We start from the raw sequence: 22,933 nt of genomic DNA, 5'->3' as shown, positions 1-22,933 counted from the left end.
GGACCGTGGTCCCGGGGGCGCCGTCGACGCGAGGTGCCGCTCCTGGCGGCGACCCGCTACTGGATCAGCTTGCGGTCACGCAGCGTGGCGAGGGCCTCCTCGAGGATGGCCTTGCCGTCGGCGTCCGAGCGCCGCTCCTTCACGTACGCGAGGTGCGTCTTGTACGGCTCCACCTTCGGCGGGGCGGGCGGGTTCGCCTCGTCCTGGCCGGCCGGGAACCCGCAGCGCGGGCAGTCCCAGGTCTCGGGGACCGCGAGGCCCGGCTCCTCGGCGAAGCTCGGCCGGGTCTGGTGGCCGTTGGCGCACCAGTACGAGACGAAGACGCGAGGGGCGGCCTCGCCGCGCTCGGCCTCGCCCATCGGGCCGGCGCCGACACGGCTGCCGCGGATTGCGTTGCCACCTGCCATGGGTCGTGTCCTTCCGGGTCAGCTGGAGAAGCGTTCGATGAGACCGAGGCCCACGATGCACGCGAACCACACGATGCCGACGGCGATCGTGAAGCGGTCGAGGTTGCGCTCGGCGACCGAGGAGGAGCCGAGGGAGGTGGACATGCCGCCACCGAACATGTCCGACAGGCCGCCGCCCTTGCCCTTGTGCAGGAGGATCAGGAGGGTCAGGAACAGACCCCCGAGGACCAGCAGGACCTGCAGGCCGATGCGCACGGCTTCCACGGAGCACCCATCTTCGAGTCGACGTCAGTACCTGCTGCCGTTTCGGCAGCAGCGGTCAGGATACCTGCTCGAGGGTCACGCAGTCGCCATGTGGTCCCGGTAGCGGCAGATCGAGGCGAACTCGGCCGGGTCGGTCGAGGCACCCCCGACCAGCGCACCGTCGACGTCCTCCTGGGCCATGATCGCAGCGACGTTCCCGGCCTTGACCGAACCGCCGTAGAGGATCCGCACGCCGTCGGCCAGGTCGCCGGAGTACAGCTCGGCGAGCTTGGTCCGGATGGCCGCGCAGACCTCCTGCGCGTCCTGCGGCGTGGCCACCTCACCGGTGCCGATCGCCCAGACCGGCTCGTACGCCACGACGACCGTCCGCGCCTTGTCCGCCGGAACGTCCGCGAGGCCCGCCTCGACCTGCGCGAGCACGTGCGCGACGTGCTCGCCGGCCTGGCGCACCTCGAGGGGCTCCCCGACGCAGAAGATGGGCGTCAGCCCGTGCCGGAAGGCGGCCTTCACCTTGGCGGCCACCACCTCGTCGGTCTCCTGGTGGTACTCGCGGCGCTCGCTGTGCCCGACGACGACGTAGGTGCAGCCGAGCTTGGCGAGGAAGGCGCCCGACACCTCGCCGGTGTAGGCGCCGCTGTCGTGCTGGGACAGGTCCTGGGCGCCGTGGCGCAGGTCGAGCCGGTCGCCGTCGATGAGCGTCTGGACCGAGCGGATGTCGGTGAACGGCGGCAGGACCGCCACCTCGACGGCACCGAAGTCGTGCTTGCCGTCGCGCAGGGTCCAGTCCAGCTTCTGCACGAGGTGCGTCGCCTGGAGGTGGTCGAGGTTCATCTTCCAGTTGCCCGCCATGAGCGGCGTGCGACCGGCCGGTGTCTTCGCGGCCATCAGCCGGCGTCCTCCTGCGTCTCCTGCTCGTCCAGGACCGTCAGCCCCGGGAGCTCCTTGCCCTCGAGGTACTCCAGGCTCGCGCCGCCACCGGTGGAGATGTGGCCGAACTGGTCGTCGGAGAACCCGAGCTGGCGGACGGCCGCGGCGGAGTCGCCGCCACCGACGACGGTGAGCGCACCGTCCCGGGTGAGCCCGACGAGGGCCTCGGCCACGGCGGCGGTGCCCGCGGCATACGGCTCCATCTCGAACGCGCCCATGGGGCCGTTCCAGAACACGGTGCGGCAGTCCTTGAGCTTCTCCGCGAACAGGACCCCGGACTCGGGGCCGATGTCCAGGCCCATGCGGTCGGCGGGGATGGCCCCGGCCGGCACGACCTCGTGGTCGGCGTCGGCGGAGAACGCGGTGGCGGCCACGACGTCGACCGGCAGGACGATCTCGACGCCGCGCTCCCTGGCCTGGTCGAGGTAGCCCTTGACCGTCTCGACCTGGTCGGCCTCGAGCAGCGAGGTGCCGACCTCGTAGTCCTGCGCCTTGAGGAACGTGAAGACCATGCCGCCACCGATGAGCAGCCGGTCGGCGGTCTGGAGCAGGTTGTCGATGACGCCCAGCTTGTCCGACACCTTCGCACCGCCCAGCACCACGGCATACGGGCGCTCGGGGTCCTCGGTGAGCCGGCGCAGCACGCCGACCTCGGTCTCGACGAGCCCGCCGACGGCGGCCGGCAGGAGCCGGGCGACGTCGTAGACGGACGCCTGCTTGCGGTGCACGACGCCGAAGCCGTCGGAGACGTACGCGTCCGCCAGCCCGGCCAGGGAGCGCGCGAACTCGGCCCGCTCCTCGTCGGTCTTCGCGGTCTCGCCCGGGTTGAACCGCAGGTTCTCCAGGAGCACGACGTCGCCGTCCTGCGCAGCGTCGACCGCCGCCCGGGCACTCTCCCCCACCGTGTCGGTGGCGAAGGTGACGTCGCGGCCCAGCAGCTCGCCGAGACGGTCCGCCACGGGGCGCAGCGAGTAGCGGTCCTCGGGCGCGCCCTTGGGCCGCCCGAGGTGGGCGCACACGACGACGCGTGCGCCCGCCCCGGACAGGGCCGTGATGGTCGGGACCGAGGCCCGGATGCGACCGTCGTCGGTGATCGTGCTCCCGTCGAGGGGCACGTTGAGGTCGGACCGGACCAGCACGCGCTTGCCGCGCAGGTCGCCCAGGTCGGCGATGGAACGCATTCGGACCAGCTCCGTATCGGTGGGGTGGGACCGGTCGGTCAGAGCTTGGAGCCGACCAGCACGGTCAGGTCGGCGAGGCGGTTGGAGTAGCCCCACTCGTTGTCGTACCAGCCGACGACCTTGACCTGGTTGCCGATCACCTTGGTGAGGCCCGCGTCGAAGATGCACGACGCCGGGTCGGTCTCGATGTCCTTGGAGACGATCTCGTCCTCGGTGTAGCGCAGGATGCCCTTGAGCGGGCCCTCGGCGGCGGCCTTGACCGCGGCGTTGACCTCCTCGGCCGTCACCTCGCGCGACGCCTCGAAGGTGAGGTCGGTGGCCGAGCCGGTCGCGATCGGCACGCGCAGGGCGAAGCCGTCGAGCTTGCCCTTGAGCTCGGGCAGCACCAGGCCGATGGCCTTGGCGGCTCCTGTCGAGGTCGGCACGATGTTCAGGGCCGCGGCGCGGGCGCGACGCAGGTCCTTGTGCGGGCCGTCCTGGAGGTTCTGGTCCTGGGTGTACGCGTGGATGGTCGTCATGAGGCCCTTGACGATGCCCACGGAGTCGTTGAGCGCCTTGGCCATGGGGCCGAGGCAGTTCGTGGTGCACGACGCGTTCGAGATGATGTGGTGGTTGTCGGCGTCGTAGTCGGAGTCGTTGACGCCGAGCACGATCGTGACGTCCTCGTTCTTCGCCGGCGCGGAGATGATGACCTTCTTGGCGCCGTTGTCGAGGTGGACCTTGGCCTTGGTGGCGTCGGTGAAGATGCCGGTCGACTCGATGACGACGTCGGCGCCCAGCTCGCCCCACTTGAGGTTGTTCGGGTCGCGCTCGGCGAACACCTTGAACGTCTTGCCACCGGCGGTGATGTCGGCGTCGGTCGACGTCACGTCGCCAACGAAGCGACCCAGGATCGAGTCGTACTTGAGCAGGTGCGCCAGGGTGGCGTTGTCGGTGAGGTCGTTGACGGCGACGACCTCGATGTCGGCGCCGGAGGCCTGCACGGCGCGGTAGAAGTTGCGGCCGATGCGGCCGAAGCCGTTGATACCAACGCGAACGGTCACGGGTTCCTGCCCTTTCGAGAGGGGTTCGAGTGCCGCGTGGTCGCGGCACGCTTGCTTCGCTCCCGACCCTATCGGCTGGCCCCTGCACCGGACAGGGTGGTCCGGCGTACGGGCTGGTAACCCGGGGTGCTCAGGCGTCCCCGCCGAAGAGGTCGCGCGTGTACACCTTGTCGGCCACGTGCTCGAGCTCGGGCACCATGCGGTTCGCAACGACGACGTCGGACAGCTCGGTGAACTCGGCGAGGTCGCGAACCACCCGCGAGCCGAAGAACGTGTCGGCCGTGAGGGCCGGCTCGTAGACCACGACCGAGACGCCCTTGGCCTTGATCCGCTTCATGACCCCCTGCACGCTGCTCGACCGGAAGTTGTCCGACCCGGACTTCATGATGAGCCGGTGGATGCCGACGACCGAGGGGTTGCGGCGAAGGATGTCGGTGGCGATGAAGTCCTTGCGGGTGGTGTTCGCCGACACGATCGCCTCGATGAGGCTCTGCGGCACGTCCTGGTAGTTGGCCAGCAGCTGCTTGGTGTCCTTGGGCAGGCAGTAGCCGCCGTAGCCGAAGGACGGGTTGTTGTACCCGGGGCCGATCCGCGGGTCGAGACCGACGCCGTCGATGATCTGGCGGGTGTCGAGGCCGTGGGTCAGGGCGAAGGTGTCGAGCTCGTTGAAGAAGGCGACGCGCATCGCGAGGTAGGTGTTGGCGAACAGCTTGATCGCCTCGGCCTCGGTGCTGTCGGTGAGCAGCACCGGCACCTCGGGCTCGTCGGCGGCGCTGCGCAGCAGCTCCGCGAAGGCCTTGCCCCGCTCCCCACGGTCGCCGACCACGATCCGGCTCGGGTGCAGGCTGTCCCAGAGGGCCTTGCCCTCGCGCAGGAACTCCGGGCTGAAGACGACGGACGTCCCCAGCCGGGCCGCCAGCGACCGGGTGAAGCCCACCGGCACGGTCGACTTCACGACGACGGTGGCGTCGGGGTTGAGCCGGGCGGCGTCGGACGCCACCTGCTCGACGGTCGAGGTGTCGAAGTAGTTCGTGACCGGGTCGTAGTCGGTCGGGGTCGCCACGACCACGAACTCGGCGCCGGCATACGCCTCCTCCGGCACCGTCGTGAACGACAGCCGCATGCCCCCGCGCTCGAGGCGGCGCTCGATGTCGGGGTCGGCGATCGGGCTGTGGCCCCCACGCAGCCGCTCGACCCGCGCCTCGTCGATGTCGAGGGCGACGACGTCGTGCGACCCGGCCAGCAGCACGGCGATGGACAGGCCGACGTAGCCGGTCCCGACGACGGTGACCCGCACGCTCAGGCCTCGAGCATGTCGGGGGTCAGGTTGGCGTCCGTCCCCGGGATGCCGAGGTCCTCGGCGCGCTTGTCGGCCATGGCGAGCAGGCGGCGGATGCGGCCGGCCACGGCGTCCTTGGTCATCGGCGGCTGGGCGAGCTGCCCGAGCTCCTCGAGCGAGGCCTGCTTGTGCTCCAGGCGCAGCTGGCCCGCCTCGCGCAGGTGGTCGGGGATGTCCTCGCCGAGGATCTCCATGGCCCGCTGGACGCGTGCCCCGGCGGCGACGGCCGCGCGGGCCGAGCGCCGCAGGTTGGCGTCGTCGAAGTTGGCGAGCCGGTTCGCGGTGGCGCGGACCTCGCGCCGCATCCGGCGCTCCTCCCAGGCGAGGACGGCCTCGTGCGCGCCCAGCCGGGTCAGCATGGCGCCGATCGCGTCACCGTCGCGGATGACGACCCGGTCCACACCACGCACCTCACGGGCCTTTGCACTGATGCCGAGGCGACGGGCCGCACCGACCAGGGCGAGCGCCGCCTCCGGGCCCGGGCAGGTGACCTCGAGGGCGGAGGACCGGCCCGGTTCGGTGAGGGACCCGTGGGCGAGGAACGCGCCCCGCCAGGCGGCCTCGGCGTCGCAGGAGGACGCGCTGACGACCTTGGGCGGCAGGCCGCGCACGGGGCGACCGCGCGAGTCGATGAGGCCGGTCTGGCGGGCGAGCGCCTCCCCGTCCTGCACGACGCGCACGACGTACCGGCTGCCCTTGCGGATCCCGCTCGCCGCGAGCACCAGCACCTCGGACGGGTGGCCGTACAGGTCGGTGATGCTCTTGCGCAGCCGCCGGGCGGCATTCGCCGTGTCCAGCTCGGCCTCGACCACGATGCGTCCGCCCACGATGTGCAGCCCACCGGCGAAGCGGAGCGTGGCAGCCACCTCGGACTTGCGGCAGCAGGGCTTGGTCACGTCCAGCCTGCTGAGTTCGTCCTTGACGCGTGCCGTCATCGCCATCCGCTCATCCTGCCCATCTCGTTCATGCCGTGCCCCGGGAGCCGAAGAGGTCACGATACGCCGCGGCGAGGCGCAGCGAGTCATGCTGGCCGGGAGCCCCGCGCCGGGCGACCGGGGCGAGCACGAGCTCGGCCCCGAGCCGGCCGGCCGTCGCGCGCAGGCCCTCCTCGTCGTCGACCGCACCGGGGTCGGCGAGGACGACGTCGAACCGCATCCGCGGGGCGTGGTCGGCCAGGACCTCGAGCTGCCCGGCGGCCGAGATCCCGGCCGTCTCGCCCGAGTGCTCGAGGTTGAGGGTCAGGCAGCGCCGCGCGGTCGTGTCGTGGAGGGCCTCGCGCAGGGCGGGCACCATGAGGTGCGGCATCACCGAGGTGAACCACGACCCCGGGCCGAGGATCACCCAGTCGGCGTCGAGGACGGCCTCCACCGTTGCCGGAGCCGCCGGCGGGTCGGCCGGCTCGAGGGCGATGCTGCGCACGGTGCCGCGCGTGCGGGCCACCGCCACCTGGCCGCGGACCGTCGTGACGACCTCGGTGGCCGTCGCGGCGCCGGGTTCCGTGCCGTCGGTGCGTGTGCCGTCGCCGCCGGCAGCCTCTGCGCCGGCCGAGACGGCCGAGACGGTCGTGCCGGTCGCGCCGACCGGGTCCGCCACCGTCTCCAGCCCGGCCACCTGCGCGGTGATCTCCAGGGGGACCGCGGCCATCGGCAGGACCCGGCCCCGGGCGTTGAGCAGCCGGCCGACCAGGTCCAGGCCGGTCACCGGGTCGTCGTGCAGGTCCCAGAGGGCGGTGATGAGCAGGTTGCCCAGGGCGTGTCCGGCCAGCGGGCCCGTGCCCTGGAACCGGTGCTGCAGCACGTCGCGCCAGATGTGGCCCCACTCGGTGTCGTCGCACAGCGCCGTGACCGCCATCCGCAGGTCACCGGGCGGCAGCACGCCGAACTCCTCACGGAGCCGCCCGGACGAGCCGCCGTTGTCCGCGACGGTCACGACGGCGGTGATGTCGTCGGTGACGAGCTTGAGCGCCTCGAGCGACGCCGCCAGCCCGTGTCCCCCGCCGAGCGCGACGACGGCGGGCCCGCTCATGCCGCTCCCTCCGTGCGGTCCGCCACCGGGCTCACTCCTGCCCCAGGTCCCGGTGGACGACGAACGTGGCGATGTCGTCGCTCGACAGCCGATGGCGCAGCGCCTCGGCCGTCGCGACGGAGCGGTGCTTGCCGCCCGTGCACCCCACGGCGAGGGTGACGTAGCGCCGGCCCTCACGCAGGTACCCGGCCGTGACGGGCACCATCAGGTCGACCACCCGGTCGATGAACTCCTCGGCCCCGGGCTGGCGCATGACGTACTCCGCGACCGGCTGGTCCTGACCCGTGAACGGCCGCAGCTCGGGGATCCAGAACGGGTTCGGCAGGAACCGCATGTCGAAGACGAAGTCCGCGTCGAGCGGCACGCCGTACTTGAACCCGAACGACATCAGGGCGATCCGCAGCCTGGGCCCGCGCTCGGACGAGAAGACCGGGTGGACCTTCTTGGCGAGCTGGTGGACGTTCAGGCCGGAGGTGTCGATGACGACGTCGGCGCGGGCGCGCAGGTCGGCCAGCATCTCCCGCTCGCGGGTGATCCCGTCGAGCAGCCGTCCCTCCCCCTGCAGCGGGTGTGGCCGGCGGACCGACTCGAACCGGCGCACCAGCGCCTCGTCCGTCGCGTCGAGGAAGACCAGGCTGGGCTTCCAGCCGCGGTCGGCCAGCTCGTTCATGGCGGTCTGCAGGTGGGCGAAGAAGCCGCGGGCGCGGACGTCGACGACGGCGGCCAGGCGCGGCAGGTCGGCAGGTCGCGGCGTCCCGTGGGTGAGCTCCACCAGGGACACCAGGAGGTGCGGCGGCAGGTTGTCGATGACGTACCAGCCGGAGTCCTCGAGCACGTTGGCCGCCGTGGAGCGGCCCGCCCCGGACATGCCGGTCAGGATGACGAGCTCACCCTGGCGCAGGCCGGGAGCAGCGTCACCGGGTCCCTCGGGGTGCTCGGGTGCCTGCCGCTCCGCCTCGGCGGGCAGCGCGCCCTCGGCGGCCTGCTCGGGCTCGGTGGACGGCTCGTCCTGGGCGTGCTGCTCGGGCTGGGCGTCCTGCGCGCCAGTGCTCACTGCTGCCCCTCGTCGTCGACGATCTCACCGGTCATGAGGTTCACCGCGGGCACGGGCGACCCCTCCGAGGACAACTCTGCCGCAATCGTGGCCGCCAGCGCAGGCCCGATGCCCGAAACCGCCTGGAGCTCCTCGACCGAGGCGGCCCGGACCTTCTTCACGGAGCCGAAGTGCCGCAGCAGCCCCTTGCGCCGCGACTCCCCCAGCCCCGGTATGCCGTCGAGCGCGCTCGCGGTCATCGCCTTGGAGCGCCGCTGGCGGTGGAACGTGATGGCGAAGCGGTGCGCCTCGTCGCGGACCCGCTGGAGCAGGTAGAGGCCCTCGCTGGTGCGCGGCAGGATCACGGGGTACTCCTGCCCCGGCACCCAGACCTCCTCGAGCCGCTTGGCCAGGCCCACCACCGCGACGTCGTCGATCCCGAGCCGGTCCAGGGCGGCCCGGGCGGCGTTGACCTGCGGGAGGCCGCCGTCGACCACCACGAGGTTGGGCGGGTAGGCGAACTTCTTGGGACGTCCCGTGTCGGGGTCGATCCGCTCGGGCCCGCTGTCGCTGTCGGGGCCGAGCTCGACGTCGGAGGCGCTGTCGCGCTCCTCGAGGTAGCGCTGGAACCGCCGGGTCAGCACCTCGTCCATGGCCGCCGTGTCGTCCACCTGCTCGCCACGGATGACGAACCGGCGGTACTCGGACTTGCGGGCCAGGCCGTCCTCGAAGACGACCATCGAGCCCACGACCTGCGAGCCCTGGATGTGGCTGATGTCGAAGCACTCGATCCGCAGGGGCGCATCAGCGAGCTCGAGCGTCTCCTGCAGCTCCTGCAGCGCCTGGCTGCGGGCCGTGAGGTCCCCGGCGCGCGCGAGCTTGTGCCGGGCCAGGGACTGCTCGGCGTTGCGGCGCACGGTCTCGAGCAGGGTGCGCTTGTCGCCGCGCTGCGGGACCCGCAGCTGCACCCCCGACCCGCGCAGCGCCCCCAGCCACTCGGCGACGGCGTCGTCGTCCTCGGGCAGGACGGGGACGAGGACCTCGCGGGGGACGCCCTCGCCGGTCTCGCCGCCGTACACCTGCTGCAGCAGGTGCCCCACGACCTCGGGCACGGACTCGGCATCCATCTCGGCCACCCAGCCACGCTGGCCGCGGATGCGTCCGCCCCGCACGTGGAACACCTGCACGGCCACCTCGAGGCCGTCCTCGGCCAGCGCGAAGACGTCGGCGTCCGTGCCGTCCCCGAGCACGACCGCGGACTTCTCGAGGGCCTTGCCCAGCGCCACGAGGTCGTCGCGCAGCCGGGCCGCCTGCTCGAACTCGAGCTCGCGCGACGCGGCCGCCATCTCGCGCTCGAGCCGCTTGACGAACCGGGTGGTGTCGCCGCCCATGAAGTCGCAGAAGTCCTCGGCGATCGCCCGGTGCTCCTGCGCGCTCACCCGGCCCACGCAGGGGGCCGAGCACTTGTCGATGTACCCGAGGAGGCAGGGACGGCCGACCTGGCCGGCGCGCTTGAACACGCCCGAGGAGCAGGTGCGCACCGGGAAGACCCGCAGCAGCAGGTCGAGCGTCTCGCGGATCGCCCACGCGTGGGCGTACGGCCCGAAGTAGCGGGTGCCCTTGCGCTTCGCGCCCCGCATGACCTGCGCACGCGGGTACTCCTCACCCAGGGTCACCGCGAGGTACGGGTAGGACTTGTCGTCGCGGTACTTGACGTTGAACCGCGGGTCGAACTCCTTGATCCACGAGTACTCGAGCTGGAGGGCCTCGACCTCGGTGGACACCACGGTCCACTCGACGCTGGTCGCCGTCGTGACCATCGTCTGCGTGCGCGGGTGCAGCTGGGCCAGGTCCTGGAAGTACGAGGACAGCCGCGGCCGCAGCGACTTGGCCTTGCCGACGTAGATGACCCGGCCGGTGCGGTCCCGGAACCGGTAGACGCCCGGGTCGACCGGGATCTCGCCGGGCGCGGGGCGGTAGGTCGACGGGTCAGCCACGACCCCACTCTATGGACGCGGTCCGACGGCCCGACGACGCGGTCGACCCCCCGACGACGCGGGTGACCCGCCGGACGACGCGGTCGCCTCAGCTGACGGTGATGCCGTCCGTGCTGATGGTGACCTTCTTCTCGGCCAGCGGGCTCGGGGCGGGACCGACCTTGACCTGGCCGGTGGCGGCGTCGTACTCGCTGCCGTGACCGCACGGGGACCCGCAGGTGATCACGCCGTTCTCGACCTTGCTGACGATGCAGCCCTGGTGGGTGCAGACAGCGGTGAACGCCTTGAACTCCCCCGCCTTGGGCTGGGTCACGACGACCTTCTGGTCCGGGAAGATCTTGCCGCCCCCGACCGGGATCGTCGCCTTGTCGATCGCCTGCTTGACGGCCTCCTTCGCCGAGCTCGTGGCCGAGTCGACCGCGCTCCCCACGTCCTGGCCCGAGCTGCAGCCGGCGACCACCCCGACGCCGGCGATGCCCGCGATGGCCAGGAGGGTGCGACGCGTGGGACCGGTGGCGCTGTGGTCTTCGGGGTGGGTCATGGGTTCGCCTTTCGGGAGCTGGGCTCGGGGTGTGCCTCGGTGGCCGAGTATGCAGGTGGCGTCTGGGAGCCGCCCGGTGCGGGAGTTGCCGACACGGTGGGAAACGTGCGGGGGCCGTCGTCGGTTCACCGCGCGGGGACGCGGCCTGGTAACGACACGGTCACGCTGACCCCAAGCACCTCCCCCCGGCAGCACATGGGGAGGCATAGTCTCCTCAAACCCCACCCCCGGGGCTCGCGCGGGTTGCCCCTACGTGCCCGCGAGCACGATTGACTTCAGGAGGAGTCTTGCGTTCTGTCTTCAAGATCGGCGCGCCGGTGGTTGCCGCCGCGCTCGCCCTGAGTGCCTGTGGTGGCACGAGCGGTGGCGGCAGCGGTTCCGCCGGCGGCGGCAAGGCCTGTGACCTCAAGATCGGCTTCTTCGGCGCCCTGACCGGTGACGCGGCCAACCTCGGCATCAACATCAAGAACGGTGCCGAGCTCGCCGTCAACCAGTACAACGAGAAGCACTCGAGCTGCAAGGTCACCCTCGTCTCCTTCGACTCCCAGGGTGACCCGGCCATCGCGCCCGGGCTGGCGCAGAAGGCCGTCACCGACAAGAAGCTCGTGGGCATCGTCGGCCCGGCGTTCTCGGGTGAGTCCAAGGCCGCCGACCCGATCTTCGACAAGGCCGGCCTCAACATCATCACGGCCTCCGCCACCAACCCGGCGCTCGCGGAGAACGGCTGGAAGACCTTCCACCGCATCCTCGGCAACGACGCCACCCAGGGCCCGGCGGCCGCCAAGTACATGAAGGACATCCTCAAGGCCCAGAAGGTCTTCGTCTCCGACGACACCTCCGAGTACGGCAAGGGCCTCGCGGACATCGTCAAGAAGGACCTCGGCTCGCTGGTCGTGGGCACGGACGAGACCGCTGCCGACGGCAAGCAGGACGACTTCTCCCCGACCGTGACCAAGGCCAAGGCGTCTGGCGCGACCGCGTTCTTCTACGGCGGCTACTACTCGAACGCCTCGAAGCTGGTCAAGCAGCTCAAGGACGGTGGCTTCACCGGCACGTTCGTCGCGGCTGACGGCGTCAAGGACGACGGCTTCATCAAGGGTGCCGGCCAGGCGGCCGAGGGCTCCATCCTCACCTGCCCGTGCCTGCCGCCCGACAAGGCGCCCGACTTCGCGGCGGCCTACAAGAAGGCCTACAACTCCGACCCGGCCACGTACTCGGCCGAGGCCTACGACGCGGCGAACGTCTTCCTCGACGCCATCGCTGCCGGCAAGACGTCCTCCTCGGACATGAACTCCTTCATCGCCTCCTACGACAAGCAGGGCGTGACCAAGAAGGTCAAGTTCGACTCCAAGGGCGAGCCGGCCGAGGTCTCCGTGTGGGCCTACAAGGTGACCGGCGGCAAGATCGTGCCCGACCAGGAAATCAAGTAACGACGCACTGGTAGCGGCCAGGACCCTCCTCAGTCAGGGTCCTGGCCGCTACCGTGTTCCCACCCGGACGCCGGGACCGGGCCGGCCGTCACCCCTCGGGCGCCGACCCGTGCAGGTCCCCCCTCACACGGAGGTCTGATGGATCTTCTGCTCAACCACTTCTGGGAACTCACGATCACGGGACTGGCCTTCGGGGCCATCTACGCCCTCATCGCCCTCGGGTACACGCTGGTCTACGGCGTCCTGCGCCTGATCAACTTCGCGCACTCCGAGGTCTTCATGTGGGGCAGCTTCGCCGCGGTGTGGGTCCTGCTCGCCATCGGCGGCGGCAAGGCCACCGGTGCAGGCCTGGTCGGCTACCTCATCGTGGGCTTCCTGGCCGCGATGCTCGTCTCCGCCCTCGTCGCCCTCGCGCTGGAGTTCGTGGCATACCGGCCGCTGCGCAAGCGCAACTCCCCGCCGCTCATCGCGCTCATCTCCGCCATCGGCGCCTCGTACACCCTCTCCGAGGCGATGGGCCTGCGTGACAAGCCGTTCAAGGCCATGGGCCTGGACGTGAAGCTGGGCGACTACGTGGGACGCCCCCGTGAGGCCTCCCCCTTCCCGCTGCAGATCAACACCGTCCGGCTGTTCAGGATCGGTGACTACCAGGTCTCCAACAAGGACCTCATCGTCCTCGGCTCGGCCATCGTCATGATGGTCGTGCTCGACCAGTTCGTGAAGCGCTCCCGGCTCGGCCGCGGCATCCGTGCCGTCGCGCAGGACCCCGAGGCCGCCGCGCTCATGGGCGTGAACCGGGACCGTGTCATCCGGCTCACCTTCGTCCTCGGCGGCGCCATGGCCGGCGCCGCGGCGATGATGTACCTCATCAAGGTCGGCCAGACCCGGTACAACGCCGGCTTCCTGCTGGGCGTCAAGGCGTTCACGGCGGCGGTCCTCGGCGGCATCGGCAACCTGCGGGGCGCCCTCCTCGGTGGCTTCGTCCTCGGTGTGGCCGAGAGCTACGGCTCCGCGATCTTCGGGTCCAACTGGAAGGATGTCGTGTCGTTCACGCTCCTCGTCGTCATCCTGCTGTTCCGACCCACCGGCCTGCTCGGTGAGTCCCTCGGAAAGGCACGCGCATGAACGGTGTCCGCAGCTTCTTCTCCGGTGTCGCCTCCCGCTACCGGGCGCTCCCCCGCTGGGCCCGCATCGTCCTGGTCCTCGCCCTGGTCGTGGTCATCTACCTGCTCCCCGTCCTGAACCCGCCGTTCATCACGACCCAGGACTCCGACTTCGGTGCGGTGCTCTTCCTGTGTGCGCTGTACGCGCTCGTGGCGATCGGGCTCAACATCGTGATCGGGTATGCCGGCCTGCTCGACCTCGGGTACATCGGCTTCTTCGCGATCGGCGCCTACACCGTGGGCGTCCTGGGCTCGCAGCACGGCAAGCTGCCGTTGCTGCTGTGCATCCCGGCCGCGATGCTCGTGACGCTCGTGTCCGGCATCGTCCTGGGTGCGCCCACCCTGCGCGTCCGCGGTGACTACCTGGCCATCGTGACGCTCGGCTTCGGTGAGATCGTCCGGTTGATCCTGGTCAACGGCGACGCCCTCACCAACGGCAGCCGAGGGATCTCGAACATCCCGACGCCCCCGAGCGTGGTCCTGTTCTCCGTCCCCCACCTGGAGTGGAACGGCCTCGTCGCGACGCTCAACCTCGACGACACGAGCAAGGCGTTCGAGTTCAGCGTCACCGACTCGGTGCCCTACTACTGGCTGGCCCTGACCTTCGTGATCATCGTGCTCTTCCTCGACTGGCGGATGCAGAACTCGCGCGTCGGCCGGGCCTGGGAGGCCACCCGCGAGGACGAGGACGCCGCCGAGCTCATGGGCGTGCCGACGTTCAAGTTCAAGCTGCTGGCGTTCGCCACCGGTGCCGCGATCGGTGGCCTGTCCGGGGCCCTCTTCGCCACCAAGCAGCAGTTCATCAACCCCGACAACTTCACCATCCTCTACTCGGTGCTGTTCGTCGCCATGGTCGTCGTCGGCGGGCAGGGCAACCGGTGGGGCGTCGTCGTCGCGGCCGCGCTGCTGACGTGGGCCCCCGAGAAGTTCCGGTTCCTGTCCGACGCCCGCTTCCTGCTCTTCGGCATCGCGCTGATGGCCCTGGCGATCTTCCGGCCGCAGGGGCTCCTGCCCCCACGGCGCTCGGTCCGCGCGAAACACGCCGACGAGGTCGCCCCCGACCGGATCGACGCGGAAGGAGTCGCTCGTGTCTGACACCACCCCCTCTGCCGCCACCCCCGACCCGCAGGCGTCCGCCACCCCCGAGCCCGCCAAGGGCCCCCGGGTGGACGACGACACGGTGCTCGGGCCCGACACGGAGGCGACGCCCGACACCTCTGTCGACATCTCCGTCGACGAGGTGCAGCACACCCCCGCGGGCAAGATGCTCGAGGTCGACGACGTCACGCTGCGCTTCGGCGGCGTCACCGCCCTCGACGGTGTCTCGTTCCACATCAACACCGGGGAGATCCTCGGGCTGATCGGCCCCAACGGCGCCGGCAAGACGACGTGCTTCAACGTGATGACCGGCGTCTACCAGCCCACCTCGGGGAACGTCCGCTTCCTGGGCGAGCCGCTCGGGCGGCGCAAGAAGTTCCAGATCACCAAGCTGGGCATCGCGCGCACGTTCCAGAACATCCGCCTCTTCCACAACATGACCGCGCTGGAGAACGTGCTCGTCGGTGCCGATGCGCACCACTCCACCGGCATGGGGACGGCCCTGCTCCGCCTGCCCAAGCACAAGGCGGAGGAGGCCGAGGGCATGGACCGCGCCTACGAGCTGCTCAAGTTCATGGGCCTGGAGAAGCGTGCCGACGAGCTCGCCCGGAACCTCCCCTACGGCGACCAGCGCCGGCTCGAGATCGCGCGGGCGCTGGCGACCAACCCCAAGCTGCTGTGCCTCGACGAGCCCGCGGCCGGCTTCAACCCGGCCGAGAAGGCCCGGCTCATGGAGCTCATCCAGTCGATCCGCGACCAGGGCTACACCGTCCTGCTCATCGAGCACGACATGAAGCTCGTCATGGGCGTCACCGACCGGATCGTCGTGCTCGAGTTCGGCAAGAAAATCGCCGAGGGCAAGCCGGCAGAGATCCAGGACAACCCCGCGGTCATCGCCGCCTACCTGGGAGTGGATGAGAATGCTTCTTGAGGTCGACGACCTCTGCGTCAACTACGGCCGCATCGAGGCGATCCGCAACATCTCGTTCCGGGTCGAGGAGGGTGAGGTCGTCACCCTCATCGGGGCCAACGGGGCGGGCAAGACGACGACGATGAAGACGGTGTCGGGCCTGCGCCCCGTCCGGGCCGGCTCGATCCGCTTCGAGGGCCAGGACATCACGTCCATGCCGGCGCACGACCGGCCGGTCCTGGGGATTGCCCAGTCCCCCGAGGGTCGCGGCTGCTTCGTCGGCATGACGGTCACCGAGAACCTCGACATGGGCGCCTACGCGCGCAAGGACCGCAAGTCGGGCAAGGTCCGCGAGGACCTCGACCGGGTCTTCGGGCTCTTCCCCCGGCTGGCGGAGCGCCGGACGCAGGTCGCGGGCACGATGTCCGGTGGCGAGCAGCAGATGCTGGCCATCGGGCGCGCGCTCATGGCCTCGCCCAAGCTGCTGCTGCTCGACGAGCCGTCCATGGGGCTGGCGCCCAAGCTCATCCAGCAGATCTTCGAGATCATCACGGAGATCAACAAGCAGGGCACGACGGTGCTGCTCGTGGAGCAGAACGCCGCCCAGGCGCTCAAGCGGGCGCACCGCGCCTACATCCTGGAGACCGGGGAGATCGTCCGCGAGGGCACCGGCGAGGAGCTCGCCAACGACCCGGCCGTCAAGGCCGCGTACCTCGGCGGCGACGTCTAGCCCCACGCGAGCGAGCACGACGAACGGCCCCGGAGGGATTCCCTCCGGGGCCGTTCGGCATGCCCTGCCCAACCCCACTTGTTGCCATGTGGTGGTCACGAAAGCACTCAGGACCCCTCGTAGTGACCACGACGTGGCAACAAGTGGGGAATCAGCCGGGAGTGCGGGGGGCCTTCTTCTTCGTCGTGGCCGCCTTCTTCGTCATCGTGGCCGGCTTCGTCGTGGTCGTCCGCGCGGCAGCCTTCGTCGTGCTCGCGGTCGCCCGGGTCGCCGTGCGCTTCGTCGCGGCGGAGGCGGCCGCGGTCTTCTTCGTCGCCCGGCTGCCGGTCGCCCGGGTCGGGGTGCGGGCGCTCTTGGCGAGCACCGGGGCGAGGAACCGGCCGGTGTGGCTCGCCTCGACCTGCGCGACCTCCTCGGGCGTGCCCTCGGCGATGACCAGGCCACCGCCGCTGCCGCCCTCGGGACCCATGTCGATGATCCAGTCGGCGTTCTTGATCACGTCGAGGTTGTGCTCGATGACGATGACCGTGTTGCCCTTGTCGACCAGGCCCTGGAGCACGAGCAGCAGCTTGCGGATGTCCTCGAAGTGCAGACCCGTCGTCGGCTCGTCGAGGACGTAGATGGTCCGGCCGGTCGACCGCTTCTGCAGCTCCGACGCGAGCTTGACGCGCTGCGCCTCACCGCCGGAGAGGGTGGGCGCGGGCTGGCCGAGCCGGACGTACCCGAGGCCGACGTCGTTGAGCGTCTTCATGTGCCGCGCGATGGCCGGCACGGCGGCGAAGAACTCCGCGGCCTCCTCGATCGGCATGTCGAGGACGTCGGCGATCGTCTTGCCCTTGAAGTGCACCTCGAGGGTCTCCCGGTTGTACCGGGCACCGTGGCAGACCTCGCACGGGACGTAGACGTCCGGCAGGAAGTTCATCTCGATCTTGATCGTGCCGTCCCCGGAGCAGGCGTCGCAGCGGCCCCCCTTGACGTTGAACGAGAACCGGCCGGGCTGGTAGCCGCGGATCTTGGCCTCGGTCGTCGTGGCGAACAGCTTGCGGATCGCGTCGAACACCCCGGTGTACGTCGCCGGGTTGGACCGCGGCGTGCGGCCGATCGGGCTCTGGTCGACGTGCACCACCTTGTCGAGGTGCTGCAGGCCGGTGACCGTCTTGTGCCGGCCGGGGACGTGGCGGGCCCCGTTGAGCTTGTTGGCCAGCACGTTGTAGAGGATGTCGTTGACCATGGTCGACTTGCCGGAGCCGGACACGCCGGTGACCGCGGTGAGGGTCCCCAGCGGGAACGACACGTCGACGCCCTTGAGGTTGTGCTCGCGCGCCCCGACGACCTTGACCTCGCGGCCCTTCTCGCGCGGGCGGCGCACCGACGGCGTGGGGATCTCGAGCCGGCCGGACAGGTACTTGCCCGTGACCGAGTCGGGGTGCTCGAGCAGGCCCTTGACGGTGCCGGAGTGCACGACGACACCGCCGTGCTCCCCCGCGCCCGGGCCGATGTCGACGACCCAGTCAGCGGTGGCGATGGTGTCCTCGTCGTGCTCGACCACGATGAGCGTGTTGCCCAGGTCGCGCAGCCGCGTCAGGGTCTCGATGAGCCGGTGGTTGTCGCGCTGGTGCAGGCCGATGCTCGGCTCGTCCAGGACGTAGAGCACGCCGACGAGGCCGGACCCGATCTGCGTCGCGAGCCGGATGCGCTGTGCCTCGCCACCGGACAGGGTGCCGGCCGGCCGGTCGAGCGAGAGGTAGTCGAGGCCGACGTCGAGCAGGAAGCCGAGGCGCGCCTCGATCTCCTTGATGACGCGCTCGGCGATCTGCCGCTCGCGCGGGCTGAAGTCGACCTCCTTGAGGAAGGTCGCGCAGTCGGCGATCGCCATCGCGCAGACCGCCGAGATCGACTGGCCGCCGAGCAGGACCGCCAGCGACTCGGGCTTGAGGCGCGCGCCCTTGCACTCGGGGCAGGGGACCTCGCGCATGTACCCCTCGTAGCGCTCGCGGCTCCACTCCGAGTCCGTCTCGGAGTGGCGGCGGCGGACGAACGGCACGACGCCCTCGAAGCCGGTCGTGTACGAGCGCTCGCGGCCGTAGCGGTTGCGGTAGCGGACGTGCACCTTGTAGTTCTGCCCGTGCAGCAGCGCCTCCTTGGCGCGGGCCGGCAGGGCGTGCCACGGGGTGTCCATCGAGAACTTGAGGTCCTCGGCCAGCGCGGTCATGACGCGCTGGAAGTACTCGGCCGACCCGCTCCCCTGGGCCCATGGGGCGATCGCGCCCTCGGCCAGGGAGAGGTCCTCGTCGGGCACGAGCAGCTCGGGGTCGACCTCGAGCTCGGTGCCGAGCCCGGTGCACTTGGGGCAGGCGCCGAACGGGCTGTTGAACGAGAACGAGCGCGGCTCGACCTCGTCCATCGCCAGCGGGTGGTCGTTGGGGCAGGCCATCTTCTCGGAGAAGCGGCGCTCGCGCTCCGGGTCGTCGGCGTCGCGGTCGACGAACTCCACCACCATGACACCACCCGCGAGGGACAGGGCCGTCTCGACCGAGTCGGTGAGGCGGCGCTTGGACCCCGCGTCGTCGCCCTTGGCCACGAGGCGGTCGACGACGACGTCGATCGTGTGCTTGACCTGCTTCTCCAGCTTCGGCGGCTCCGTGAGCGAGACGACCTCGCCGTCGACCCGGGCGCGGGAGAAGCCCTTGGTCTGCAGCTCGGCGAACAGGTCGACGTACTCGCCCTTGCGCGCCCGGACCACCGGCGCGAGGACCTGGAAGCGCGTGCGCTCGGGCAGCTCGAGCAGCCGGTCGACGATCTGCTGCGGGCTCTGCCGGGTGATGGGCTCGCCGCAGACGGGGCAGTGCGGGCGCCCCGCGCGGGCGAAGAGCAGGCGGAGGTAGTCGTAGACCTCGGTGATGGTGCCGACGGTCGAGCGCGGGTTGCGGTTCGTCGACTTCTGGTCGATCGACACGGCCGGCGACAGGCCCTCGATGAAGTCGACGTCCGGCTTGTCCATCTGGCCGAGGAACTGGCGGGCGTAGGCGGAGAGGGACTCGACGTACCGCCGCTGGCCCTCGGCGAAGATGGTGTCGAACGCCAGCGAGGACTTGCCGGAGCCCGAGAGGCCGGTGAACACGATCATCGAGTCGCGCGGAAGCTCGATCGAGACGTCGCGGAGGTTGTGCTCGCGGGCCCCGCGGACGATGAGCTGGTCGTGCGTCGGACGGCGTGCGGGCAGGGCGGAAGTCACGGTGTCCATCGTAGGTGGGGCCACCGACATCGCCCGTCGGAGCCCTCCGCGCGCCCGCGTGCGGGCCCGCCGGGACCCGGCATACAGTCGCCGCATGCCCGGCCACGAGAGCACGCCCATCGAGGAGTACGCGCTGCTCGGCGACACGGAGACCGCGGCGCTCGTGAGCCGGCAGGGCTCGATCGACTGGCTCTGCCTGCCCCGGTTCGACTCCCCTGCCTGCTTCGCGGCGCTCCTGGGCACGCCCGAGCACGGCCGGTGGCTGCTGGGGCCGAGGGACGAGGCCCGCAGCACCCGTCGCTACCTCGACCACTCGTTCGTGCTCGAGACCGTGCACGAGACCGCCACCGGCGCGGTGAAGGTGACCGACCTCATGCCGATCGGCGACGGGCGCGCGGACATCGTGCGCAGCGTCGAGGGGCTGCACGGCGTCGTGGCCATGCGGCACGAGTGGGTGGTCCGGTTCGAGTACGGCCAGGTGCGTCCGTGGGTGTCGCGCGGCACCGGGCACCGCCTCGACAGCGACGTCATCCGGGCGGTCGCCGGCCCCGACATGCTGGTGCTGCGTGGCACCCGGCTCCCGTCCGCCCACGACGGGCGGCACGTCGACGAGTTCGAGGTCCGCGCCGGGGAGACGCACACGTTCTCCACGACGTGGTTCCCGTCGTACGAGCCGGTGCCGCCGCCGATCGACATCGACAGCCGCACAGAGGAGACCATCCGGGTCTCCACCCACTGGGCGTCGCGCTGCGACTACGAGGGACCGCACCGCGACCTGGTGGTCCGGTCGCTCCTCACCCTCCGGGCCCTCACCCACTCGCGGTTCGGCGGCATCGTGGCCGCGCCCACGACCAGCCTCCCGGAGGACTTCGGCGGCGAGCGGAACTGGGACTACCGGTACTGCTGGCTGCGCGACGCCTCCCTCACGCTCGAGGCGCTTCTCGCCTCCGGGTACGTCGACGAGGCGCGCCTGTGGCGCAACTGGCTCGTGCGCGCCGTCGCCGGCGACCCCGAGGACCTGCAGATCATGTATGCCGTCGACGGCGCCCGACGGCTGCCCGAGCGCACGCTGGAGCACCTGCCCGGGTATGCCGGCTCCGTGCCGGTGCGCGTGGGCAACGGCGCGGTCGAGCAGCGGCAGTCCGACGTGCTCGGCGAGGTGATGATCGCACTCGACGAGGCCCGTCGCAGGGGCCTGGAGGTGCTGCCCCAGGCGTGGGCGATGCAGCGGGTCCTCGTCGACGAGCTGGCGCGCCACTGGGACGCCCCCGACAACGGGCTCTGGGAGATCCGCGGACCGCGGCGGCACTTCACCCACTCGCGGGTCATGGTCTGGGCCGCGCTGGACAGGGCCGTGCGCGGGGTCGAGGAGTGGGGTCTCGAGGGACCCGTCGACCGGTGGCGCGAGCTGCGCGACCGGGTGCGCGAGGAGATCCTCGCGAAGGGGTACGACGCCGACAGGGGCACGTTCACCCAGCACTACGACACCCGGGAGGTCGACGCCTCCCTCCTGCTCATCCCGCTCGTCGGGTTCCTCCCGCCGGACGACCCGCGCGTGCTCGGCACCATCGCAGCCGTGGAGCAGGACCTCATGCGCGACGGCTTCCTGCTGCGCTACCGCACCCAGAGCGGCGTCGACGGCCTCGCCGGGGACGAGCACCCGTTCCTGGCGTGCTCGTGGTGGCTCGTGAGCGCGTATGCCGTGAGCGGCCAGGTCGACAAGGCCACCGCCCTCATGGACCGCCTCGTGACGCTCTTCAACGACGTCGGGCTGGTCTCGGAGGAGTACGACCCGGCGAACGGCCGCATGGTGGGCAACTTCCCGCAGGCGTTCTCGCACCTGGCGTTCATCGGGGCCGCACACGCGCTGGCGGCGGCCACGAGGACGGGAGCGGCGAAGGGCGCACCCGGCGAGCCCCCGGCGCAGACCCCGGCCAATGGGAGTGTCGCGTCGCCGGGCGGGACCACCGCGTCCGAGGGGACGGCGGCGTCGGACCCCGTCACGCCGGAGCCGGCGCTGCGAAACGGTGACGCAGACGGGGCGGACCGTGCGCCGGAGCGCTCGGGCTCCTAGCCTTCGGGCATGGAGTCCCAGCTGGCCGCCCTGGCCGCCCACACCGACCGCCTCCTCGCCACCGCCCGCACGCTGGACGACCCGGCTGCGGACTCGCTCTGCGACGGGTGGACCCGCGGGCACGTCCTGACCCACGTGGCCCGCAACGCCGAGGCGATCGACCGGCTGGCGCAGTGGGCGATGGACGGCGAACGGCGGGACATGTACCCCGGCGGCACGCGGGCCCGCGACGCGGAGATCGAGGCGGGCGCAGGACGACCGCTGGACGACCTGGTCGAGGACGTCCGCAGCACGGCCGAGGCGCTGGCCCCGGTGCTGGAACGGCTCGCGACCGCGCCCCGGGCCGTCGAGCAGGTGGAGATGCGAGGCGGCCTCGCCGTGTCGCCGGACCTGCTGCCGCTGCTGCGGCTGCGCGAGGTGGTCTTCCACCACGTCGACCTCGCCGCAGGCTTCACCTTCGCCGATCTGGAGCCGGACCTCGCGCGCCGGTTCGTCGACGACGCGGTCACCCGGCTGCGCGCTGCCGCGCCCGACCTCGTCCTGTCGCTGCGCTCCGACGAGGGCGACACGTGGGGGCTGGGCGGGCAGGACGCAACGGATGCCGCGGAGGTGACCGGTCCGCTGGCGGGACTCCTGCTCTGGCTCGCCCGGCGCGACCCCAGCGGCGTGCGCTCCGAGCACCTGCTGGAGCTCCCCCGCGGCTCCTAGCTGCCGACCCCACGGCCGGACGGCCGGACCTCGGCCGGACCTCGGCCGCGCGCCGACACGTCAGGCGGTGAGCCGGGTCCCGGTGATGCCGGCGCGTCGGGCGATGGCCACGGCCGCCAGCGCCGAGTGCACCTTGAGCTTGTGCAGGATGCTCTGCACGTGGGTGCGCACGGTGTTGGGCGACACGTGCAGCAGGTCCCCGATCTCGGTGCGGGTCAGGCCCTCGACGAGGCACGAGAGCACCTCGAGCTCGCGTGAGGTCAGGTCCGTGATCCCCTGCACGTTCTCGAGCTGCGGCTGGGTGCCGCGCGACATGCCCACGAGCACCTGGGCGAGCAGGTCGGCCGGGATGCAGGTCTCCCCCCGCGCCACCCCCCGGATGGCGTCCGCGAGCGCGATCGCCGTGACCGTCTTGGGCAACCAGCCGCGGACCCCCAGCTGCACCGCCTCGACCACCCGGGAGTCGGAGTCCGCGCCGGTCGCGACGAGGATCCCCGCGCGCGGGCGGGCGCGCAGGACGTGCCGGGCCAGCTCGAGGCCGTCCTCCCCCGCCAGGTTCAGGTCGAGGACCAGGACGTCGAAGTCGACGTCGTCGACGAGGCGCATGGCATGGTCGAGGCTCGTCGCGGCGCCCGTGACCACCAGGTCCGGGTGGTCACCCAGACACAGGGCCAGGGCGTCGACGAACACCTCGTGGTCGTCCACGAGGACGACGCGGATCGGCGACGACATGCGCACAGGCTGCCGGTCGGGGCCCCACGCGGTAACCGACCCGTGCTGGAGGGCGTGCTACGTCAAAAGGGTGACGGTCCGTCTGCACCGCAGACG

20 protein-coding genes are annotated in these 22,933 nt (G+C 71.2%); 7 read left to right on the top strand and 13 right to left on the bottom strand.

What is annotated here, in order from left to right; genetic code table 11:
- Positions 1-56: 56 nt before the first annotated feature.
- The 11 genes from ACFUC1_RS14410 to ACFUC1_RS14360 all read right to left on the bottom strand — a co-directional run bounded on the left by ACFUC1_RS14410 (position 57) and on the right by ACFUC1_RS14360 (position 10,757).
- Positions 57-407 (bottom strand): RNA polymerase-binding protein RbpA, encoded by a 351-nt coding sequence (locus ACFUC1_RS14410; protein ID WP_316009085.1) that lies wholly within the window; start codon positions 405-407, stop codon positions 57-59.
- An 18-nt stretch (positions 408-425) separates the two neighbouring features.
- Positions 426-671 carry a preprotein translocase subunit SecG gene (gene secG / locus ACFUC1_RS14405; RefSeq protein ID WP_310157196.1) on the bottom strand — a complete coding sequence of 82 codons (246 nt, stop codon included), beginning with the start codon at positions 669-671 and terminating at the stop codon, positions 426-428.
- Positions 672-746: 75 nt separating this feature from the next.
- The gene (gene tpiA / locus ACFUC1_RS14400; protein ID WP_379120905.1) at positions 747-1,556 is read right to left on the bottom strand and encodes a triose-phosphate isomerase; all 810 of its coding nucleotides are present in this window, start codon (positions 1,554-1,556) and stop codon (positions 747-749) included.
- Positions 1,556-2,779, bottom strand: coding sequence for a phosphoglycerate kinase (locus ACFUC1_RS14395; RefSeq protein ID WP_379120903.1), 1,224 nt, complete (start codon positions 2,777-2,779; stop codon positions 1,556-1,558). Before ACFUC1_RS14395 ends, tpiA begins: the two co-directional genes overlap by 1 nt.
- Positions 2,780-2,817: 38 nt before the next feature.
- Positions 2,818-3,822, bottom strand: a complete 1,005-nt coding sequence (gene gap, locus ACFUC1_RS14390) for a type I glyceraldehyde-3-phosphate dehydrogenase (RefSeq protein ID WP_379120901.1) — start codon at positions 3,820-3,822, stop codon at positions 2,818-2,820.
- 130 nt (positions 3,823-3,952) lie between these two features.
- Positions 3,953-5,119 (bottom strand): nucleotide sugar dehydrogenase, encoded by a 1,167-nt coding sequence (locus ACFUC1_RS14385; RefSeq protein ID WP_379120899.1) that lies wholly within the window; start codon positions 5,117-5,119, stop codon positions 3,953-3,955.
- Between the two features lie 2 nt (positions 5,120-5,121).
- The gene (whiA, locus tag ACFUC1_RS14380; protein ID WP_379120897.1) at positions 5,122-6,102 is read right to left on the bottom strand and encodes a DNA-binding protein WhiA; all 981 of its coding nucleotides are present in this window, start codon (positions 6,100-6,102) and stop codon (positions 5,122-5,124) included.
- Positions 6,103-6,124: 22 nt separating this feature from the next.
- Positions 6,125-7,186 (bottom strand): 2-phospho-L-lactate transferase CofD family protein, encoded by a 1,062-nt coding sequence (locus ACFUC1_RS14375; RefSeq protein WP_379120895.1) that lies wholly within the window; start codon positions 7,184-7,186, stop codon positions 6,125-6,127.
- Positions 7,187-7,217: 31 nt separating this feature from the next.
- The gene (gene rapZ, locus ACFUC1_RS14370) at positions 7,218-8,087 is read right to left on the bottom strand and encodes an RNase adapter RapZ (protein ID WP_379120910.1); all 870 of its coding nucleotides are present in this window, start codon (positions 8,085-8,087) and stop codon (positions 7,218-7,220) included.
- Between the two features lie 149 nt (positions 8,088-8,236).
- A complete protein-coding gene (gene uvrC, locus ACFUC1_RS14365) occupies positions 8,237-10,216 on the bottom strand; it encodes an excinuclease ABC subunit UvrC (RefSeq protein ID WP_379120893.1) in 1,980 nt (659 codons plus the stop codon).
- A gap of 88 nt (positions 10,217-10,304) precedes the next feature.
- The gene (locus ACFUC1_RS14360; protein ID WP_379120891.1) at positions 10,305-10,757 is read right to left on the bottom strand and encodes a Rieske (2Fe-2S) protein; all 453 of its coding nucleotides are present in this window, start codon (positions 10,755-10,757) and stop codon (positions 10,305-10,307) included.
- A 287-nt stretch (positions 10,758-11,044) separates the two neighbouring features.
- Between ACFUC1_RS14360 and ACFUC1_RS14355 the strand changes: the two genes are divergently transcribed.
- The 5 genes from ACFUC1_RS14355 to ACFUC1_RS14335 all read left to right on the top strand — a co-directional run bounded on the left by ACFUC1_RS14355 (position 11,045) and on the right by ACFUC1_RS14335 (position 16,088).
- Positions 11,045-12,187 carry a branched-chain amino acid ABC transporter substrate-binding protein gene (locus ACFUC1_RS14355; protein WP_379120889.1) on the top strand — a complete coding sequence of 381 codons (1,143 nt, stop codon included), beginning with the start codon at positions 11,045-11,047 and terminating at the stop codon, positions 12,185-12,187.
- A 138-nt stretch (positions 12,188-12,325) separates the two neighbouring features.
- Entirely contained in the window at positions 12,326-13,312 is a 987-nt protein-coding gene (locus ACFUC1_RS14350; protein ID WP_379120887.1) for a branched-chain amino acid ABC transporter permease, read from the top strand.
- Positions 13,309-14,445 (top strand): branched-chain amino acid ABC transporter permease, encoded by a 1,137-nt coding sequence (locus ACFUC1_RS14345; protein ID WP_379120885.1) that lies wholly within the window; start codon positions 13,309-13,311, stop codon positions 14,443-14,445. Before ACFUC1_RS14350 ends, ACFUC1_RS14345 begins: the two co-directional genes overlap by 4 nt.
- Entirely contained in the window at positions 14,438-15,379 is a 942-nt protein-coding gene (locus tag ACFUC1_RS14340; RefSeq protein ID WP_379120883.1) for an ABC transporter ATP-binding protein, read from the top strand. Before ACFUC1_RS14345 ends, ACFUC1_RS14340 begins: the two co-directional genes overlap by 8 nt.
- Positions 15,369-16,088 carry an ABC transporter ATP-binding protein gene (locus ACFUC1_RS14335; protein WP_379120908.1) on the top strand — a complete coding sequence of 240 codons (720 nt, stop codon included), beginning with the start codon at positions 15,369-15,371 and terminating at the stop codon, positions 16,086-16,088. The genes ACFUC1_RS14340 and ACFUC1_RS14335 overlap by 11 nt, the downstream gene beginning before the upstream one ends.
- Positions 16,089-16,239: 151 nt before the next feature.
- On the opposite strand, the gene uvrA is transcribed toward ACFUC1_RS14335, so the two are convergent.
- On the bottom strand, positions 16,240-19,332 hold the full coding sequence (uvrA, locus tag ACFUC1_RS14330) for an excinuclease ABC subunit UvrA (RefSeq protein ID WP_379120881.1): 3,093 nt from the start codon (positions 19,330-19,332) through the stop codon (positions 16,240-16,242).
- Between the two features lie 85 nt (positions 19,333-19,417).
- Here uvrA and ACFUC1_RS14325 point away from each other — a divergent pair, with 85 nt between their 5' ends.
- Together ACFUC1_RS14325 and ACFUC1_RS14320 are read left to right on the top strand one after the other, a co-directional pair.
- Complete coding sequence (locus tag ACFUC1_RS14325; protein ID WP_379120879.1) at positions 19,418-21,397, top strand: glycoside hydrolase family 15 protein; 1,980 nt, start codon at positions 19,418-19,420, stop codon at positions 21,395-21,397.
- A gap of 9 nt (positions 21,398-21,406) precedes the next feature.
- Positions 21,407-22,105: a maleylpyruvate isomerase family mycothiol-dependent enzyme gene (locus tag ACFUC1_RS14320; RefSeq protein ID WP_379120877.1), complete on the top strand. Its 699-nt coding sequence runs from the start codon at positions 21,407-21,409 to the stop codon at positions 22,103-22,105.
- 60 nt (positions 22,106-22,165) lie between these two features.
- Here ACFUC1_RS14320 and ACFUC1_RS14315 read toward each other — a convergent pair whose 3' ends face one another.
- On the bottom strand, positions 22,166-22,837 hold the full coding sequence (locus ACFUC1_RS14315; protein WP_379120875.1) for a response regulator: 672 nt from the start codon (positions 22,835-22,837) through the stop codon (positions 22,166-22,168).
- Positions 22,838-22,933: the final 96 nt, after the last annotated feature.

It is taken from the genome of Pedococcus sp. NPDC057267 (assembly GCF_042668795.1).
Taxonomy (GTDB): domain Bacteria; phylum Actinomycetota; class Actinomycetes; order Actinomycetales; family Dermatophilaceae; genus Pedococcus.
Note: the sequence above shows the minus strand (reverse complement) of the source record. Positions and strands in the feature narration are given on the sequence as shown.